Source organism: Pseudomonas sp. CFBP 8772, from assembly GCF_014841665.1.
Lineage (GTDB): Bacteria > Pseudomonadota > Gammaproteobacteria > Pseudomonadales > Pseudomonadaceae > Aquipseudomonas > Aquipseudomonas graminis_B.
In genome coordinates this window covers 11782-28623 of record NZ_JACYUI010000015.1, presented here as the reverse complement: position 1 = coordinate 28623, position 16842 = coordinate 11782, and the positions used below count along the sequence as shown (strand labels likewise).

15 protein-coding genes, 4 tRNA genes and 1 riboswitch are annotated in these 16842 nt (G+C 59.5%); of the genes, 11 read left to right on the top strand and 8 right to left on the bottom strand.

Annotation, left to right across the window (positions count from 1 at the left end; genetic code table 11):
• Positions 1-44 precede the first annotated feature (44 nt).
• Together IFT99_RS23240 and astE are read left to right on the top strand one after the other, a co-directional pair.
• On the top strand, positions 45-338 hold the full coding sequence (locus tag IFT99_RS23240; protein ID WP_065986195.1) for a topoisomerase II: 294 nt from the start codon (positions 45-47) through the stop codon (positions 336-338).
• Between the two features lie 20 nt (positions 339-358).
• On the top strand, positions 359-1366 hold the full coding sequence (astE, locus tag IFT99_RS23235; RefSeq protein ID WP_192135424.1) for a succinylglutamate desuccinylase: 1008 nt from the start codon (positions 359-361) through the stop codon (positions 1364-1366).
• A 185-nt stretch (positions 1367-1551) separates the two neighbouring features.
• Here the strand turns inward: astE and IFT99_RS23230 are convergent, their stop codons facing one another.
• On the bottom strand, positions 1552-2046 hold the full coding sequence (locus IFT99_RS23230; protein ID WP_065986193.1) for a 6,7-dimethyl-8-ribityllumazine synthase: 495 nt from the start codon (positions 2044-2046) through the stop codon (positions 1552-1554).
• Between the two features lie 126 nt (positions 2047-2172).
• Positions 2173-2332: riboswitch (FMN riboswitch) on the bottom strand.
• 183 nt (positions 2333-2515) lie between these two features.
• Between IFT99_RS23230 and ltaE the strand changes: the two genes are divergently transcribed.
• The 7 genes from ltaE to IFT99_RS23195 all read left to right on the top strand — a co-directional run bounded on the left by ltaE (position 2516) and on the right by IFT99_RS23195 (position 8530).
• Positions 2516-3520 carry a low-specificity L-threonine aldolase gene (ltaE, locus tag IFT99_RS23225; RefSeq protein ID WP_192135423.1) on the top strand — a complete coding sequence of 335 codons (1005 nt, stop codon included), beginning with the start codon at positions 2516-2518 and terminating at the stop codon, positions 3518-3520.
• A gap of 142 nt (positions 3521-3662) precedes the next feature.
• On the top strand, positions 3663-6284 hold the full coding sequence (gene alaS, locus IFT99_RS23220; protein ID WP_192135421.1) for an alanine--tRNA ligase: 2622 nt from the start codon (positions 3663-3665) through the stop codon (positions 6282-6284).
• 90 nt (positions 6285-6374) lie between these two features.
• Positions 6375-7607 (top strand): aspartate kinase, encoded by a 1233-nt coding sequence (locus IFT99_RS23215; protein ID WP_065986190.1) that lies wholly within the window; start codon positions 6375-6377, stop codon positions 7605-7607.
• 181 nt (positions 7608-7788) lie between these two features.
• Entirely contained in the window at positions 7789-7977 is a 189-nt protein-coding gene (gene csrA, locus IFT99_RS23210) for a carbon storage regulator CsrA (protein ID WP_037013733.1), read from the top strand.
• A gap of 62 nt (positions 7978-8039) precedes the next feature.
• Positions 8040-8130 (top strand) — tRNA-Ser (locus IFT99_RS23205).
• A 107-nt stretch (positions 8131-8237) separates the two neighbouring features.
• Positions 8238-8314, top strand: a tRNA-Arg gene (locus IFT99_RS23200).
• A 139-nt stretch (positions 8315-8453) separates the two neighbouring features.
• Positions 8454-8530, top strand: a tRNA-Arg gene (locus IFT99_RS23195).
• Between the two features lie 41 nt (positions 8531-8571).
• Here the strand turns inward: IFT99_RS23195 and IFT99_RS23190 are convergent.
• On the bottom strand, positions 8572-9057 hold the full coding sequence (locus IFT99_RS23190) for a DUF4124 domain-containing protein (RefSeq protein ID WP_192135419.1): 486 nt from the start codon (positions 9055-9057) through the stop codon (positions 8572-8574).
• Positions 9058-9377: 320 nt separating this feature from the next.
• Between IFT99_RS23190 and mgtE the strand changes: the two genes are divergently transcribed.
• Positions 9378-10820 carry a magnesium transporter gene (gene mgtE / locus IFT99_RS23185; RefSeq protein WP_192135417.1) on the top strand — a complete coding sequence of 481 codons (1443 nt, stop codon included), beginning with the start codon at positions 9378-9380 and terminating at the stop codon, positions 10818-10820.
• Between the two features lie 146 nt (positions 10821-10966).
• On the opposite strand, the gene IFT99_RS23180 is transcribed toward mgtE, so the two are convergent.
• The 3 genes from IFT99_RS23180 to IFT99_RS23170 all read right to left on the bottom strand — a co-directional run bounded on the left by IFT99_RS23180 (position 10967) and on the right by IFT99_RS23170 (position 12256).
• On the bottom strand, positions 10967-11293 hold the full coding sequence (locus IFT99_RS23180) for an Arc family DNA-binding protein (protein ID WP_065986187.1): 327 nt from the start codon (positions 11291-11293) through the stop codon (positions 10967-10969).
• 453 nt (positions 11294-11746) lie between these two features.
• Positions 11747-11932: a PA3371 family protein gene (locus IFT99_RS23175; protein ID WP_192135415.1), complete on the bottom strand. Its 186-nt coding sequence runs from the start codon at positions 11930-11932 to the stop codon at positions 11747-11749.
• A gap of 75 nt (positions 11933-12007) precedes the next feature.
• Positions 12008-12256, bottom strand: a complete 249-nt coding sequence (locus IFT99_RS23170) for a hypothetical protein (protein WP_192135413.1) — start codon at positions 12254-12256, stop codon at positions 12008-12010.
• A 285-nt stretch (positions 12257-12541) separates the two neighbouring features.
• Between IFT99_RS23170 and IFT99_RS23165 the strand changes: the two genes are divergently transcribed.
• Positions 12542-12613: transfer RNA gene (locus IFT99_RS23165), tRNA-Arg, on the top strand.
• A 76-nt stretch (positions 12614-12689) separates the two neighbouring features.
• Here the strand turns inward: IFT99_RS23165 and IFT99_RS23160 are convergent.
• The 3 genes from IFT99_RS23160 to mqo form a co-directional block, all read right to left on the bottom strand.
• Positions 12690-14267 (bottom strand): sensor domain-containing diguanylate cyclase, encoded by a 1578-nt coding sequence (locus IFT99_RS23160; RefSeq protein ID WP_446731152.1) that lies wholly within the window; start codon positions 14265-14267, stop codon positions 12690-12692.
• Between the two features lie 23 nt (positions 14268-14290).
• Positions 14291-14887 (bottom strand): chemotaxis protein CheB, encoded by a 597-nt coding sequence (locus IFT99_RS23155; RefSeq protein WP_065986183.1) that lies wholly within the window; start codon positions 14885-14887, stop codon positions 14291-14293.
• Between the two features lie 204 nt (positions 14888-15091).
• The gene (mqo, locus tag IFT99_RS23150) at positions 15092-16732 is read right to left on the bottom strand and encodes a malate dehydrogenase (quinone) (RefSeq protein WP_065986182.1); all 1641 of its coding nucleotides are present in this window, start codon (positions 16730-16732) and stop codon (positions 15092-15094) included.
• Positions 16733-16842 lie beyond the last annotated feature (110 nt).

Genomic DNA, 16842 nt, shown 5'->3' with positions numbered 1-16842 from the left:
GTGTCAGGCGACGATGTTTTTGCTTTTAAAGAGAGAGTTTTGCCATGACCGACGCGCTGCGTTTGATCCTTGAAGACACCGACGGCACTCAGCTGGAAACGTCCTGCACCCGTCTTGCCGTTATCTGGCAGGGCAAAGAGGTCTGGATTCAACAGGATGGCCGTGGCCAGTTGCTGATCGGCGTGGACGTCGAAGAAGGCGATGCCGAATACGCCAACCTGCTGCTGCGTCCATTGGCGACCAACCTGGTCAGCCTGCAGCTGGAAATGGAACCGGCTGACATGAGCGGCGACGACGAAGAAGGCCACGTGCACGGTCCCGACTGCACCCACGACTAAGCCTGCGCAGGAAGCTCCCCATGCTCGCCCTCGGCAAACTGCTTGAACTGACCCTCGCGGGTCGCGAACCCGCGGAAAAAACTCAGCTGACCGTCGACGGCGTTCGCATGCGCTGGCTCGCTGAAGGGGCACTGGAAGTCCGGCCTCCCGAAGCGCGGGACAATGGCACCGACCTGCTGTTGTCCGCCGGCATCCACGGCAATGAAACCGCGCCGATCGAACTGCTCGACGCGCTGATTCACGCCATCGCCCGGGGCGAACTCAAGCCCCGCGCGCGTATTCTGTTCCTGTTCGGCAACCCCGAAGCGATGCGTCGCGGCGAGCGATACGTCGAGCAGGACGTCAACCGGCTGTTCAATGGCCGTCATGAGCACAGCGGCGGCAGCGAAGCCTTGCGCGCCTGCGAACTCGAGCGTCTGGCCGCCAGCTTTTTCAACATTCCGGACCGCTACCGCCTGCACTACGACCTGCACACGGCGATTCGCGGTTCGAAGATCGAGCAGTTCGCGCTGTACCCGTGGAAGGAAGGTCGCGCCCATTCCCGCCGCGAACTCGCCCGGCTGCGGACGGCCGGCATGGAAGCGGTGCTGCTGCAGAACAAGTCATCGATCGTGTTCAGCGCCTACACCTACGACAAGCTCGACGCCGAAGCCTTCACCCTGGAGCTGGGCAAGGCGCGCCCGTTCGGGCAGAACCAGCAGGTCAATCTCGACAAACTGAAAACCTGCCTCGAACACCTGATCGCCGGCACCGAAGCCGATGAGCCTGCGGATCTGAACGGCTTGCAGCTGTTCAGCGTGGCCCGGGAGATCATCAAACACAGCGACGCCTTCCAGCTGCACTTGCCGGCGGACATCGAGAACTTCTCGGAGCTGGAAAAAGGCTATGTGCTGGCCGAAGATTTGGCCGATTCACGCTGGGTGATAGAAGAGGAGGGCGCCCGGATCATCTTCCCCAACCCGAACGTCAAAAACGGGCTGCGGGCGGGGATTCTGATCGTGCCGGCGACGGACGAGACATTGGCCTGATCCCGGTCATGCTTGCCTCTTCCCGGCTGAAGCCGGTCCCACTCAGCTAGCGCCAGCATTCAATGAAATGCGTGGCGATCAAACCGGGCTCTTCCCGGCTAAAGCCAGTCCTACAATGGGAACGCGGAAGGTCCGTAGGACCGTCTTCAGCCGGGAAGCAGTTGATCTGGATCTTCGGATGCAAATCACCCCGCCGCTTTCTGCACCTCACCCACCCGACGCACCGCACGCAATTTAGTCAGTGTGTCCGCGCAGGTCTTGGCCGCTTCCTGGCCCTTGTGCACGAAGTGATCGAAAAAGAACTTCTGGTGCTCTTCACCGGCGTGGAAGTGGTGCGGGGTCAGCACGACCGAGAACACCGGCACTTCGGTTTCCAGCTGAACCTGCATCAGCGCACTGATCACCGATTGCGCGACGAACTCATGGCGATAGATGCCGCCGTCGACCACCAGACCAGCCGCCACGACCCCGCCATAGCGACCTGACTTGGCCAGCAACTTGGCGTGAAGCGGGATTTCAAACGCGCCGCCGACTTCGAAGAAATCGATGTCGGTCTCGGCGTAACCGTGTTGCGCCATCTCGGCGACAAAGCCCTTGCGCGCCTGATCGACGATTTCCTTGTGCCAGCAGGCTTGAATGAAGGCGATGCGCTCGTGAGCGTGAATGGCGGTAGGTTGCATGTGTTCTGACTCCTGTTTAATGAAAAAAACAGGGCGTTTTGGATCGAATGGGATGCCAGGGTACGTGCGAAACCGTCCTCGACGCCAAGCGCCTGAACCCGTCTCGAAACGATCCTGCTGTGCCAGTCCCGTTCTCTCTTCATCCGGACTATGACCGTCGGCCCCGGGATCACACCGGGTCTGCTGACCTTGCATCGCGCATAAGCTCGCTGCAAGCGCTCGCGGGCTAGACGCATTGCGCGCCATTACCGCCGGTGGGGAATTGCACCCCGCCCTGAGAACGTTGCCAACGGTTTTTTCCGTCGGCGTGCAGTTTGTAACATAGATTCCCGCGATCCGCTTGGAGCCTTTTTGATGGTTTTCATCAGCTTTTCTTATAAGGCGTCTTGGCATTCCTGCCTCAAGCCTTGATTATCGATGCCCCGGGCCTCAGAACTGAGGCTCGACCCTTACCAGTGGGAGCTTCATCGTGGCGGTTATCGATCTGCGCAGTGACACCGTGACCCAACCCTCTGCCGGCATGCGCGACGCCATGGCCAGCGCGCCCCTTGGCGATGACGTGTATGGCGAAGACCCGACGGTCAATCGCCTGGAGTCGTGGCTGGCGGAACGTCTGGGTTATGCCGCCGCGCTGTTCGTGCCGACCGGCACCATGAGCAACCTGCTCGGCCTGATGGCCCACTGCGAGCGCGGCGACGAATACATCGTCGGACAGCAGGCGCACACCTACAAATACGAAGGCGGCGGGGCGGCGGTGCTCGGCTCGATTCAGCCTCAGCCCCTGGACAACCAGACGGACGGATCGCTGGACCTGGATCAGGTGGCCGCCGCCATCAAGGCCGACGACTTCCATTTCGCCCGCACCCGCTTGCTGGCCCTGGAAAACACCATGCAGGGCAAGGTCCTGCCAATGGAGTACCTCGCGGCGGCCCGGGCATTCACCCGCGAAAATGGCCTGAGCCTGCACCTCGACGGCGCGCGCCTGTACAACGCCTCCGTCAAGCTGGGCGTGGACGTGGGGGAAATCACCCGGCATTTCGATTCGGTGTCGGTGTGCCTGTCCAAAGGGCTCGGCGCGCCGGTCGGCTCGGTGCTGTGCGGCTCAAGCGAGTTCATCACCAAGGCGCGGCGCCTGCGCAAGATGGTCGGCGGCGGCATGCGTCAGGCCGGGATGCTGGCAGCGGCGGGTTTATTCGCGCTGGAGCATCAGGTCGAGCGGCTGGCCGACGATCATGCCAATGCCACCGCCCTCGGCCAGGCCCTCGCGGACCTCGGTTTTGACGTCGAGCCGGTGCAGACCAACATGGTCTACGTGCAGATCGGCGATCGTGCCCCGGCGCTCAAGGCCTTGTGTGCCGAGCGCGGTATCGTGCTCAGTGCTGCGCCGCGGTTGCGCATGGTCACCCATCTGGATGTGACGTCTGCGCATCTGGACAAGGTGGTGGCGGCCTTTGCCGAATTTGGCGTTCGCTGATCGTGTGATCAGCCCGATTGCCGGTTTCTATCGAATAACACGCTGTACCGAGCGTACAACGCCTATATAATGCGGCCCTTTGCCGTCGCTGCGTCGAATGACGCTATGCATGTGCCAGGCCGCAGTTTCCGTGGAAGAACCTATGAAAAGCGCAGAAATCCGTGAAGCCTTCCTTCGCTTCTTCGAAGAGCAAGGCCACACCCGAGTCGCCTCCAGCTCCCTGATCCCGGGCAACGACCCGACCCTGCTGTTTACCAACGCAGGCATGAACCAGTTCAAGGATTGCTTCCTCGGCCAGGAAAAACGGGCCTACACCCGCGCCGTCAGCAGCCAGAAGTGCGTGCGTGCCGGTGGCAAGCACAACGACCTGGAAAACGTCGGCTACACCGCGCGTCACCACACCTTTTTCGAAATGCTGGGCAACTTCAGCTTCGGCGACTATTTCAAGCGCGACGCAATCACCTACGCCTGGACCTTCCTCACCGGCGTGCTGAACCTGCCCAAGGAAAAACTCTGGGTCACCATTTACGCCTCGGACGACGAAGCCTACGACATCTGGACCCAAGAGATCGGCGTGCCGGCCGAGCGCATGGTTCGCATCGGTGACAATAAGGGCGCGCCATACGCCTCCGACAATTTCTGGACCATGGGCGACACCGGCCCGTGCGGTCCTTGCACCGAGATCTTCTACGACCACGGCGCCGACATCTGGGGTGGCCCGCCGGGTTCGCCGGAAGAAGACGGCGACCGTTACATCGAGATCTGGAACAACGTATTCATGCAGTTCAACCGCACGGCCGACGGCGTTCTGCACCCGCTGCCAGCGCCATCGGTGGACACCGGCATGGGCCTCGAGCGCGTCAGCGCCGTGCTGCAACACGTCAATTCCAACTATGAAATCGACCTGTTCCAGAGCCTGTTGGCCGCCGCTGCCAAAGCCATCGGCTGCAGCAACGACAATCAGGCGTCCCTGAAAGTCGTCGCCGACCATATTCGTTCGTGCGGCTTCCTCATTGCCGACGGCGTGCTGCCGTCCAACGAAGGCCGTGGCTACGTGCTGCGCCGCATCATTCGTCGCGCCTGCCGTCACGGCAACAAGCTGGGTGCCAAGGGCAGCTTCTTCTATCAGATCGTGGCTGCACTGGTCGCCGAAATGGGCGAAGCCTTCCCCGAACTGAAAAACCAGCAGGCGCACATCGAGCGCGTGCTGAAGGCTGAAGAAGAGCAGTTCGCCAAGACCCTGGAGCAAGGCTTGAAGATCCTCGAGCAGGATCTCGCCGAGCTCAAGGGCACCATCGTCCCTGGCGACGTGGTGTTCAAGCTCTACGACACCTACGGTTTCCCGATGGACCTCACCGGCGACATCGCTCGCGAACGCAACCTGACCCTCGACGAGGCGGGTTTCGAGCGTGAGATGGATGCCCAGCGTGAACGAGCGCGCTCCGCCAGCTCCTTCGGCATGGACTACAACAGCCTGGTGAAGGTCGATGTGGCCACGCAGTTCACCGGCTATAAAGCCACTGCAGGCGAGGCCAAGGTCGTCGCGCTGTACAAAGACGGCATCGCGGTCGAGCAATTGAGCGAAGGCGAGGATGGCGTGGTCATCCTCGACCAGACCCCTTTCTACGCAGAGTCCGGCGGCCAGATCGGTGACAGCGGTTACCTGACTGCCGGCGGCGAAGTGCGCTTCGACGTGAGCGACACCACCAAGACCGGCGGCGCGTTCCTGCATCACGGTGTTCAAGTGTCGGGCAGCCTGAAAGTGGGGACCACCGTCAGCACCGACGTCGCCGCCGAAGTTCGTCAGGCCACATCGCTGAACCACTCCGCCACGCACTTGCTCCACGCCGCGTTGCGTCAGGTGCTGGGCGAACACGTTCAGCAGAAAGGCTCACTGGTCGACAGTCAGCGCCTGCGTTTTGACTTCAGCCACTTCGAAGCCATCAAGCCCGAGCAGCTCAAGGCGCTTGAAGACATCGTCAACGCCGAAGTGCGCAAGAACACCGCCGTCGAAACTGAAGAAACCGACATCGAGACCGCCAGGCAGAAGGGCGCCATGGCGCTGTTCGGCGAGAAGTACGGCGACAGCGTTCGCGTGCTGAGCATGGGCGGCGGTTTCTCGGTGGAGCTGTGCGGCGGCATTCACGCCAACCGCACCGGCGACATCGCGCTGTTCAAGATCATCAGCGAAAGCGGTGTGGCCGCCGGCGTGCGCCGTATCGAAGCGGTGACCGGCGCTGTGGCGCTGGAATACCTGAACGCGGCTGAAGAACAACTGAAGGAAGCCGCGAACCTGGTCAAAGGCAATCGCGACAACGTTCTGGACAAGCTGTCGGCGGTGCTGGAACGCAACCGTCTGCTGGAAAAGCAGCTGGAACAACTGCAGGCCAAGGCGGCCAGTGCTGCGGGCGACGACCTGTCGGGCTCGGCAGTGGACGTCAAAGGCGTCAAAGTCCTCGCTGCCCGTCTCGACGGTCAGGATGGCAAGGCGCTGCTGGCCCTGGTTGATCAACTGAAGAACAAGCTCGGCCGCGCAGTGATCCTGCTCGGCGGGGTGCATGAAGACAAGGTCGTGCTGGTGGCAGGCGTCACCAAAGACCTGACTGGCCAACTCAAAGCCGGTGATTTGATGAAGCAAGCGGCTGCCGCGGTAGGCGGTAAAGGCGGCGGTCGTCCTGACATGGCGCAAGGCGGTGGTGTTGATGCTGCCGGACTCGAAGCAGCGCTGGCACTGGCTGTTCCGTTCGCCGAACAAGGTATTTAAGTCGACCCACCCGGGGCCCGTCGTTCGGGCTCCGGCGCTTCGCGGTTTGAATGATAACGGGCGCCCTTCATGGGCTGAGGCGGCTTTGAGATGGCTTTAATCGTACAAAAGTTTGGCGGCACCTCGGTGGGCTCGGTCGAGCGCATCGAACAGGTGGCCGACAAGGTCAAGAAATTCCGCGATGCGGGCGATGATCTGGTGGTCGTGCTGTCGGCCATGAGCGGCGAAACCAATCGCCTGATCGAACTCGCCCGGCAGATCAGCGATCAGCCGGTGCCACGCGAGCTGGACGTCATCGTTTCCACCGGCGAGCAGGTCACCATCGCTCTGCTGGCCATGGCGCTGATCAAGCGTGGCGTGCCGGCTGTTTCGTACACCGGTAATCAGGTCCGCATCCTGACCGACAGCGCCCATAACAAGGCGCGTATCCTCCAGATCGACGATCAGAAAATTCGCGCTGACCTGAAGGCCGGTCGTGTGGTGGTGGTCGCCGGTTTCCAGGGCGTCGACGAAGACGGCAACATCACGACCCTGGGTCGTGGCGGTTCCGACACCACCGGCGTGGCGCTCGCTGCAGCGTTGAAAGCCGATGAGTGCCAGATCTACACCGACGTCGATGGCGTTTATACGACGGATCCGCGTGTTGTCTCGCAGGCCCAGCGTCTGGACAAGATCACCTTCGAAGAAATGCTGGAGATGGCGAGCTTAGGCTCCAAGGTCCTGCAGATCCGCGCGGTCGAATTCGCCGGCAAGTACAACGTCCCGCTGCGCGTACTGCACAGCTTCAAGGAGGGTCCAGGCACCCTCATTACCATTGATGAAGAGGAATCCATGGAACAGCCGATCATTTCGGGCATCGCCTTCAACCGCGACGAAGCCAAGCTGACCATCCGTGGCGTGCCAGACACCCCGGGCGTTGCGTTCAAGATTCTCGGCCCGATCAGCGGCGCGAACATCGAAGTCGACATGATCGTGCAGAACGTCTCGCACGATAACACCACCGATTTCACCTTCACCGTGCACCGCAATGATTACCAGGCGGCGCTGCAGGTTCTGCAGAACACGGCCAACGAAATCGGCGCCCGTGAAGTCATTGGCGACACCAAGATCGCCAAGGTTTCCATCGTCGGTGTCGGCATGCGTTCCCATGCCGGTGTGGCCAGTCGCATGTTTGAAGCGCTGGCCAAGGAGAGCATCAACATCCAGATGATCTCGACATCCGAAATCAAGGTCTCGGTAGTGATCGAAGAGAAGTACCTGGAGCTGGCCGTGCGCGCGCTGCACACTGCCTTCGAACTCGACGCACCACGTCAGGGCGAGTAAGCCTTGGGCAGGGGGCGCGGTTTTGGTCGCGCCTTCCGATACTGAATGTGGGCAATAAACTGTTCTTTTTCCGGCGCTGGTCGATACTGAGACATAGACCTGCGGCCGCTTCCGGCTCGGGCCCCTGCCGTTTGTCTATGCAGACTGTTGTCCCTTGAATGCAAGCGGTAAGGAGATAAGTATGCTGATTCTGACTCGGCGGTGCGCGGAAAGTCTGATCATTGGTGATGGTGAAATCACCGTGACCGTGCTCGGCGTTAAAGGTAATCAAGTACGCCTTGGGGTCAACGCGCCCAAGGAAGTGGCTGTTCATCGCGAAGAGATTTACCTGCGTATAAAGAAAGAGAAGGACGAAGAACCAAGCCATTAATTTTTATTGAATTTTTGGTTTGCAAACGGGGAAAAGGGTGGTTATTATACGCCCCGTGTTGCGGAGAGCTGGCCGAGTGGCCGAAGGCGCTCCCCTGCTAAGGGAGTACACCTCAAAAGGGTGTCGGGGGTTCGAATCCCCCGTTCTCCGCCATTATTTGCGTAGTACGTTGTAATCTGGCTTGATTGGTAAGTTGTTGAATTTACTGGAAAAAGTGCTTGACCAAGAGATTTGACGGCCTATAATGCGCGACAACAAATGCACTCGTAGCTCAGCTGGATAGAGTACTCGGCTACGAACCGAGCGGTCACAGGTTCGAATCCTGTCGAGTGCACCATTTAAGCGTTGTTTGTAGTGATACGAACAGCAGTCTTAAGTTAGAAAGAGCCTGGCTTCAACAGGTCTTCGGAAGAACCACTCACTTCCAGAAGTAAAACGCGATACCCAGAGGTGAACTGGTTCAAAAAGCGCCATATGCACTCGTAGCTCAGCTGGATAGAGTACTCGGCTACGAACCGAGCGGTCACAGGTTCGAATCCTGTCGAGTGCACCATAAAACGAAAAGCCCGCATGCAAATGCGGGCTTTTTGCTTTCTAGCGTTTGCCTTTTACGCAACCGTGTTCATCGAATGACACCTGTCGGCTGCGCCCCTTCTTCTCTTCATACACATACCGGACTTCAGCGTTACGGCTGACGATCTTGTCCGGTCGCCCCAGCAAGCTTTCCACGTCACGTTTGCTCATCCCCGTTGGCGTCTGCTGATTGATGATCGCCTTTCGGCGCTGCTCCGCACTCAGGACATTGCCGCAACCGTCATCTCGCTGGCCCACAACCACCACTTCGTTGCTTTTACGTTTTTGCAGGGTGTCCGCGATTGCAGGCGGAGGAGGGGGAGTGAAAGTCATGCCCGACGCTGGATTGATACCTTGTGGGGTCATGGCTTGACCGCTGGGGCAGCTCAGTGTGGTGAATGTCACCCTGCCGCTTTGATCCTCGCAGCGATTAACGATGGTGGCGCCTGCGCCGAGTGGCAAAAACAGCACCAGGGTGATGAGGAGCTCTCCAGTGTTGCGCGGCATCGCAATGTCTTCCCTGATCCAAGTGCGGAAAGGGTAGCGGTGAAGATTTCTCACGGCGAGCGAGTTTTGTTCACCGGATGTGACCAGGGGGTAGGAGTGACTTCGTCAGCGTTAACGTTGTGTTGCAACCGATTGTTTCACGTTGAATTTTTAGCCTCCCGCCACGGCAAGCGGTGTATGATTGCGCCCGTCAGCCCCGCCGGGGCTTGTGGACTACCTCCATGGACTTACCCAGTAGCAACTCAACACTAAGTTTCACCAATCAAGAATCGACTGATTGATCTTCTGGCGGGTTCCACTGCTGGGAGTGGAGTTCGCCTATGACCCAAATCGAAGTAAAAAAGACGCAGGAAAGCCTTCAGGATCGTCTCGCCCAAGTCATCGACTTGCTGCAACGTCAGCGCATCGTCGAAGACCTGACACACCGTCAGGAAAGCCAGCACCAGGATCGTGTCGAGAACCTCGTTCACCGGCAGAACCTCGTCGAGCTGCAGCGTAAGCTCGACGACCTGCACTCTGCCGACGTTGCCTACATCCTCGAAGCACTTCCCCTCGAAGACCGTCTGACGGTCTGGCAACTGGTGAAGGCCGAGCGTGACGGCGACATCCTTCTTGAAGTGTCGGACTCCGTTCGGGAAACCCTGATCGCCGACATGGACGATCACGAGCTGCTTGCGGCCGCCAAGGAAATGGACGCCGACGAGCTGGCCGACCTCGCACCAGAGCTGCCGCGTGATGTTGTCCATGAGCTGATGGAGGCGCTGGACAGCCAGCAGCGTGAGCGCGTGCGCTCGGCCTTGTCCTACGACGAGGAGCAGGTAGGCGCCCTCATGGACTTCGAGATGGTGACCATCCGCGAGGATGTCAGCCTGGAAGTCGTTCTGCGTTATCTGCGCCGCCTCAAAGAGCTGCCCGGTCACACTGACAAACTGTTCGTGGTCGACTCCGATGGCGTCCTCAAGGGCGTGCTGCCCATCAAGCGTTTGCTGGTCAACGACCCGGAGAAGCAGGTGTCGGAGGTCATGGCCAGTGATCCCGTGAGCTTCCATCCTGACGGCGATGCGTATGAAGCCGCCCAGGCGTTCGAACGTTACGACTTGATTTCTTCCCCGGTGGTCGACAAGAACGGCAAGCTGATCGGCCGTCTGACCATCGATGAAATGGTCGATCTCATCCGTGAGGAGAGCGAGACCGAAGTGCTCAACATGGCGGGTCTGCGCGAAGAAGAAGACATCTTCGCCTCGGTCTGGCGTTCACTGCGCAACCGCTGGTCCTGGCTGGCGGTCAACCTGATTACCGCCTTTCTTGCGTCGCGGGTAATCGGCCTGTTCGAAGGCTCCATCGAGAAGCTGGTGGCGCTGGCGGCGTTGATGCCGATCGTGGCGGGGATTGGCGGCAACTCGGGCAATCAGACCATCACGATGATTGTCCGGGCCATGGCCCTCGATCAGGTGAACACCGGCAACACCTCACGGCTGATGCGCAAGGAGCTGGCCGTCGCGCTCATCAACGGTCTTGTGTGGGGTGGCGTGATCGGGATCGTCGCTTACTTGCTGTACCACAGCTGGTCTCTCGGCGTGGTGATGACCGTCGCCATGACGTTGAATCTGCTGTTGGCAGCATTGATGGGCGTGCTGATTCCCATGACCCTTTCTCGGCTGGGGCGCGATCCGGCGATGGGCGCCAGTGTGATGATCACGGCCATGACCGACAGCGGCGGGTTCTTTATCTTTCTGGGGTTGGCCACCGTGTTTTTGCTCTGACCCCCACGCTTCACCCAAAACCGCCTTCAGGGCGGTTTTTTAATGTGCGCGATGCCGCTTAATGGGTTGGAAGCTATGAATTCATTAAGTTTCAGGCACAAAAAAGCCAGCAGAGCGCTGGCTTTAAAGTCTCTGGTTTAAACGACTTATTCGTCGTCGTTTGCCAGGCTAGTGTCATGGGCAATCAACGAAACCAGTGCGTTCTGCTGGCGGTGAGCCAACTGACGGAAACGCTGCAGCAGCTCGCGTTCGTGGAGCGAAAGCTCCGGACTGTCCAGACGCAGACTCGGCTCATCACCCAGTGCGCCTTCCTGAATCAGACTCTGCTCAATACGCGCAATGATTTCCGAGTTCATGCTGCGGTGGTGCTGTTTGGCGACGTCCGCAATACGCTCGCGCATGCCTTCCGGTAGGCGAACTACGAACTTGTCAGCTGTGCGACTGGAATAATTGGCCTGTTTCATAGGGCTCATATATTTAACCGAATTAGTTCAAAGAGAGAGGCGGTTTCTACATTAGGCCGCAGATGTCATGCTCTGACTGTCTTTTGGCCGAAATGTTCAACCAGCCCGCATAAAGGATCGCCATCCTGCACCAACGTGTCGATTCCTTGGCGTCAAATGTGTGACAAATATTGAACTACATAAAGGCTTTTAGCCAGCACCAATTATCCGAAATGCGTCCTGGTTTGCAAAGTGAAACTCTTATCACCCTTGCAGTGCTGGGCAAACGCCGTGATGGCAATCTGTCTTCATCGTAGAGGGAGACTGGGGATAATACGAGGAGGCATTCAAGAAAGAGACGAAGGGTTCATTGCGCCCTTGTCGCTGTAGCGTAAGCCTAAGCCCACAGAGACAGGGTATTCGGCGTCGTATGTTTGGCGACTTGATGCGCCAGCAAGTGCTGGCGAAGGCTCGGGGCTTGGGTTAACGCAAAACCGGGTCAAACTTGATACGGCGACCCACAAACAGCGCTGCAACGAACAGGCTGGCGAAAATTGCTGCGGCTGCTTTCGCCAGGGTACTCATGGTTTCCATTGACGGAGCCAGCAGTTGGTCAGTGGCGAGGGCCATGACGGCCAGGATCAGGAACGAAATTGCTGCTTTGGACATGGCTGCTCTCTAATGGGTTGCTCTCTCATGGAAAGCGGGTCGAAGCCGTTGTGGTAGCTGATCAGCACCCGCTGTTCAGAACACCCAGCGCTCCGAGCGACTCACCGGCACGGCTTCTTCACTGTCATGGGCCAGAATGGCTTCCGTGCCCTGACTTGGCATGACTGCGAACCGTGGCGTCTGTGGCATGAGGTGATGAGGCTGCGCCTGAACCGCGATGCTCTCTGATTTCACGGTCTCTGACGTGCTGCCATCGTTCTGGGAGTGGAGGGCGACCAATGCGACAAGCGCGGCAGCATTGAGCAGGGACAGTGTCATGTTCATCTCGGGTACCTTCGCTTGGACGGCGTTCAGAGGGGTGATTCGCGAAGAGTATGTTGCAGTCTGCATGCCAACCCTTAGTCCGAAAAAATGCTATTAAAATCAATAGGATAATTAGGATTTTCAGGATTGTAGGGTTGCGTTTTGCAATAAGGCCCATGGCCATCGTTGCATTCTGCACGATGGCCCTATGATGTGAGCGAGAGGCAGCGTCTTACAGCTCCCATTGATAATGACGACATGACAAGCCAGCGCCTTGTCGTTAAGATGCACGCCGTCCGATTTGGTGTCCTCTTAGTTCAACGGATAGAACGAGCCCCTCCTAAGGGCTAGATGCAGGTTCGATTCCTGCAGGGGACATATCTGACTCGCTTTTACTCCCGCCCGAACACCTGTCTCACTTCTCGCCCACCCGCCAGTCAACCCGAGCTGTCATTCATGCCTGCGCGCTCGCCTGTGGGTGCTGATCCGCGTACCACCGATTGCGGCCATTATTTTTCGCGCAGTAAAGATAGGCATCCGCCGCTTTGATCATGCCGGCAGGCGTCGTGTCTTCCCGCGCAGGGAACCTGACCGTCACGCCTGCGCTTGCGGTGACGATCTTTTCAGGATGATCGGCGTGCTCCAGCGCAAGCGCCCGGATGGCCTGCAGGATGTCCTCCACGAGGCGGCCCGCACCCTGGAGGTCGGTATCCGGAAGCAGCACGGTGAATTCCTCGCCACCGTAGCGAACGGCGAGGTCCGCAGGCCGCTTCAACACGCCGCTGATGGCCTGGGCGACCTGCTGGAGACAGTCGTCACCCGCCGCATGGCCGTAGCGGTCGTTGAAGCGCTTGAAGTAGTCGATATCAAGCATGATCAAGGCGAGGGGGTAGCGCTGTCGTTTTGCCCGGCCGATCTCGGTTTCGAGGGTCATGTCGAGGAGGCGCCGGTTGCCCAGTCTGGTCAGGCTGTCGGTCAGGGCCATGTCTCTGACGGCCTGATGGGCGAGGCGAATCTCGCTCTCCATGGCCATCCGTCCGCGCAGCTGGGTGAGCACGATGAAGGCAAATCCGATAAAGCCGGCGACCAGGACCAGCAGCACAAGTCCGGACTTGAGCAGATCGCGACGCCACGGCCCGACGAAGGATTCTCTCGACAGCCCGGCAGCGACCACCAGCGGATAACTCGACAGCGCACGAAATCCATACAACCGGTACGTGCCGTCTACCACGGCTTTGATCTCGACGATCCCTTCGTTGACGGTCGGCAGGTAGCGCTTGAAGATCTCGCTGTCAGCCAGGCTTTGCCCCACCACGGAATGAATGAACGGGCGTCTCACCAAAATGGTCCCGTCTCGCATCGCCAGCACCAGCGCACCGCGATCATCAATCTTGAAGTCGCCGTAATAATCCATGAAGTAGCTGAGTTTGATGGTCCCCAGCAGCACACCTGCGAACGAGCCATCAGCGTTATTCAGCCTTCGGGAGACCGGAATGATCAGCTCGCCGGTGGAGCGGCTTTTGACCACGTTGCTGATGCGCACACGGCGATCGGTGTGGGTGCGGTGATAGTTGAAATAGTCACGGTCGGCGTTGTTTGCGGTGTCCGGGGTCACGTCCTTGTCGGTGACGATCCATCGCCCGTCGGCGCCATAGATGAACAGCCCGTGGAGCTGAGGCATGAGCTTCGATTGCTCCGCCATCAGTGTGTGGAGGCGCGGAACGTTGATAGCGGCCAAGCCATCGCCCTCCACCCGCTCGCCCAGGGCGTAGGTAAGGATGTCGACTTGCCGGATGGCGTCCTCGGCGTGCTGCGCGATGGCACGGGCTAGGTTGGTGACCGAGTCTCGGGCGAAATCGTAGGCGTGGGTGTAATCGCGCCAGGCGCGCCACCCCTCGACTGAAAGGAACGTCATCAGCACCATGATCATGAACGCGAGGGTCAGGCGAAACACGGCCGTATTGCGCCCCGGCCCCAAGTCCAATTGATCGAAGGCGCCTGACGGCGGCGGATGCTGTTCGCCTCCTGGCATGCTCTCTGGCCTCCTGTGAAATGTCAGCTGTTGACGGTGCGGACCGCTTTGGTCAGCGCGTCCGCCATTTCTTCCGCACTCAGCTGAGGGCTCAAAATAGTTTTTCGCATCGTCTCAATCGGCATGCTGGGCACCGGCGCTTCCTCGGGACGCTGTACGAAACTCAACCCGCCAGCGTTCCTGACCTCTACCGCGCCATCCGAACCGTCGGAGTCGCCGCCTGACAGCACCAGGCTGATCACCCGCTCGCGGAACACTTCGGCAGCCGTGGCGAACAGGCGATCGGCGGCAGGACGTGCGAGGTGTACCTTGGGGCCGTCGTCGAGATGAATGATCCCGGGCGAGACGATCTCCAGATGCCGGTCCGCAGGAGCCAGATACACACGGCCCGGCAGTACCGGTTCGCCTTCTTTTCCGTAGTCCACAGGCAGCGTCGAGTACCGAGCGAGCACAGACGCCAGGTAGTCCGGACCTAATGGGTGGGTGTGAATCACGATGAGCACGGCAGCGGGAAAATCCGCCGGCAGCTTGGCGAGGAGGTGACGGAGGGCCTCGGGGGCGCCTCGTGAACCTGCGATGACGACAACATCCCTCAGCACTTGCGTGTTTGTAGCGTCCATACCGTTGCCCCTCACTGGTTCTATAGGGTGGACACAACGCAAGCGCTTGCCGTTCATTTTCACGTCATCAGCGGCCGACGAATTCCTCGGGCAATTCGCGCGTCACTCGACGGGATCAATGGGCAATAAAAAAGCCACGAGACGCGGAGTCTCGTGGCTTTCGTGATCAGCGGCATCGGAATCGATGCAACCGGTCAGACTTTGTTACAGCGCCATGTCGCTGGCGGGCTTGCTTTCAGCAGGCTTGCCCGGCGCGGCAGTGCTGGTGCCGACGCTCTGATCGAGCACAGGCGGCTTGCCCAGTTGCAGCACTTCGGCGGTGTAGTTCCACTCTTGTTGAACAGCGGCTGGCGAATCATTCAGCTTGGTGCCATAGCTCGGCACGATCTGATGGATCTTCGCTTGCCACTCAGGCGTCGCGACCTGGGTTTTGAAGAGCTTCTCCAGGACATTCATCATGATGGGTGCAGCAGTCGATGCGCCTGGCGATGCGCCCAGCAGGGCAGCGATGGTGCCGTCCTGGGAAGAAACCACTTCGGTGCCCAGTTTCAACACGCCGCCCTTGTCAGCGTCACGCTTGATGATCTGTACGCGCTGACCGGCTTGCCACAGGCGCCAGTCTTCTTTCTTGGCGTGCGGGAAGTATTCCTGCAGCGCTTTGAAGCGGTCGTCGTCAGACAGCATCAGCTGACCGGCGAGGTACTCGACCAGCGGGTACTGCTCCACGCCCACCTTGGTCATCGGCCAGATGTTGTGGGTGGTCATGCTGCTGAACAGGTCGAAGTACGAACCTTCTTTCAGGAACTTGGTAGAGAAGGTGGCGAACGGGCCAAACAGGATGACGCGCTTGCCGTCCAGCACGCGGGTGTCCAGGTGCGGAACCGACATGGGCGGCGCGCCGGTGGAGGCGATGCCGTAAGCCTTGGCCATGTGCTGCATGGCCACGGTCGGGTTCTCGGTCACCAGGAACGAACCGCCAACCGGGAAGCCTGCGTACTCCTGAGCTTCGGGAATGCCGGATTTCTGCAGCAGCTTCAATGCCCCGCCGCCTGCACCGATGAACAGGAACTTGGCGTCGGTACCGGTGGTGGTGCCGTCTTTCAGGTTCTTGTATTCAACGTGCCACGAGCCGTCGTCGTTGCGGGTGATGTCGTTGACTTCGCTGGACAGCTTCAAATCGAAGTTCGGGCGGGTCTGCAGGTACGACACGTACTGACGGGTGACTTCACCCCAGTTCACGTCGGTGCCGATTGGCGTCCAGGTGGTCGCCAGCTTCTGCGAAGGATCACGGCCTTCCATCATCAGCGGGACCCACTTGGCGATCTGCGCCGGGTCTTCGGAGTACTGCATCGGGCGGAACAGCGGGCTGGCTTGCAGCGCGTCATAACGCTTTTTCAGGAATTTGATGTTGTCATCGCCCCACACAAAGCTCATGTGCGGTGTGGTGTTGATGAACGAAGGCGGGTTCTTCAGGACGTTCTGGCGGACCTGCCAGGACAGAAACTGACGGGTGACCTGGAAGGCTTCGTTGATCTCGATGGCTTTGGAGATATTGACCTTGCCGTCTTTGTCTTCAGGCGTGTAGTTCAGCTCGGCGAGACCGGAGTGACCAGTGCCGGCATTGTTCCAGCCGTTGGAGCTTTCTTCGGCGACGGCGTCGAGGCGCTCGACCATTTCCATCGACCAGCTTGGTTCGAGTTCATTGAGCCAGACGCCCAGGGTCGAACTCATGATGCCGCCGCCGATCAGCAGGACATCGACTTTCTTGCTCTCTGCGGCGTGGGCTTGCAGGAAGGTGGCCGAAATCGCGAGGCCCAGTAGAGCGGTGCTCGTTTTCTTGAACATCGAATCATCCAATAGATAGAAAGTTATCCGCCTGCCGCATTCGTCGCGCAACGTCCTGCAGTGCCGGGCGCCATCGTACGGCGCGAACGTCAGACAGGCTTCGCTCTCGG

Excerpts from the sequence above, each read along its gene's own strand:
- IFT99_RS23240 (WP_065986195.1), top strand. The coding sequence starts at position 45 with ATGACCGACGCGCTGCGTTTGATCCTTGAAGACACCGACGGCACTCAG.
- astE (WP_192135424.1), top strand. The coding sequence starts at position 359 with ATGCTCGCCCTCGGCAAACTGCTTGAACTGACCCTCGCGGGTCGCGAA.
- IFT99_RS23230 (WP_065986193.1), bottom strand. The coding sequence starts at position 2,046 with ATGCAACCTACCGCCATTCACGCTCACGAGCGCATCGCCTTCATTCAA.
- alaS (WP_192135421.1), top strand. The coding sequence starts at position 3,663 with ATGAAAAGCGCAGAAATCCGTGAAGCCTTCCTTCGCTTCTTCGAAGAG.
- IFT99_RS23215 (WP_065986190.1), top strand. The coding sequence starts at position 6,375 with ATGGCTTTAATCGTACAAAAGTTTGGCGGCACCTCGGTGGGCTCGGTC.
- csrA (WP_037013733.1), top strand. The coding sequence starts at position 7,789 with ATGCTGATTCTGACTCGGCGGTGCGCGGAAAGTCTGATCATTGGTGAT.
- IFT99_RS23190 (WP_192135419.1), bottom strand. The coding sequence starts at position 9,057 with ATGCCGCGCAACACTGGAGAGCTCCTCATCACCCTGGTGCTGTTTTTG.
- mgtE (WP_192135417.1), top strand. The coding sequence starts at position 9,378 with ATGACCCAAATCGAAGTAAAAAAGACGCAGGAAAGCCTTCAGGATCGT.
- IFT99_RS23180 (WP_065986187.1), bottom strand. The coding sequence starts at position 11,293 with ATGAGCCCTATGAAACAGGCCAATTATTCCAGTCGCACAGCTGACAAG.
- IFT99_RS23175 (WP_192135415.1), bottom strand. The coding sequence starts at position 11,932 with ATGTCCAAAGCAGCAATTTCGTTCCTGATCCTGGCCGTCATGGCCCTC.
- IFT99_RS23170 (WP_192135413.1), bottom strand. The coding sequence starts at position 12,256 with ATGAACATGACACTGTCCCTGCTCAATGCTGCCGCGCTTGTCGCATTG.
- IFT99_RS23160 (WP_446731152.1), bottom strand. The coding sequence starts at position 14,267 with ATGCCAGGAGGCGAACAGCATCCGCCGCCGTCAGGCGCCTTCGATCAA.
- IFT99_RS23155 (WP_065986183.1), bottom strand. The coding sequence starts at position 14,887 with ATGGACGCTACAAACACGCAAGTGCTGAGGGATGTTGTCGTCATCGCA.
- mqo (WP_065986182.1), bottom strand. The coding sequence starts at position 16,732 with ATGTTCAAGAAAACGAGCACCGCTCTACTGGGCCTCGCGATTTCGGCC.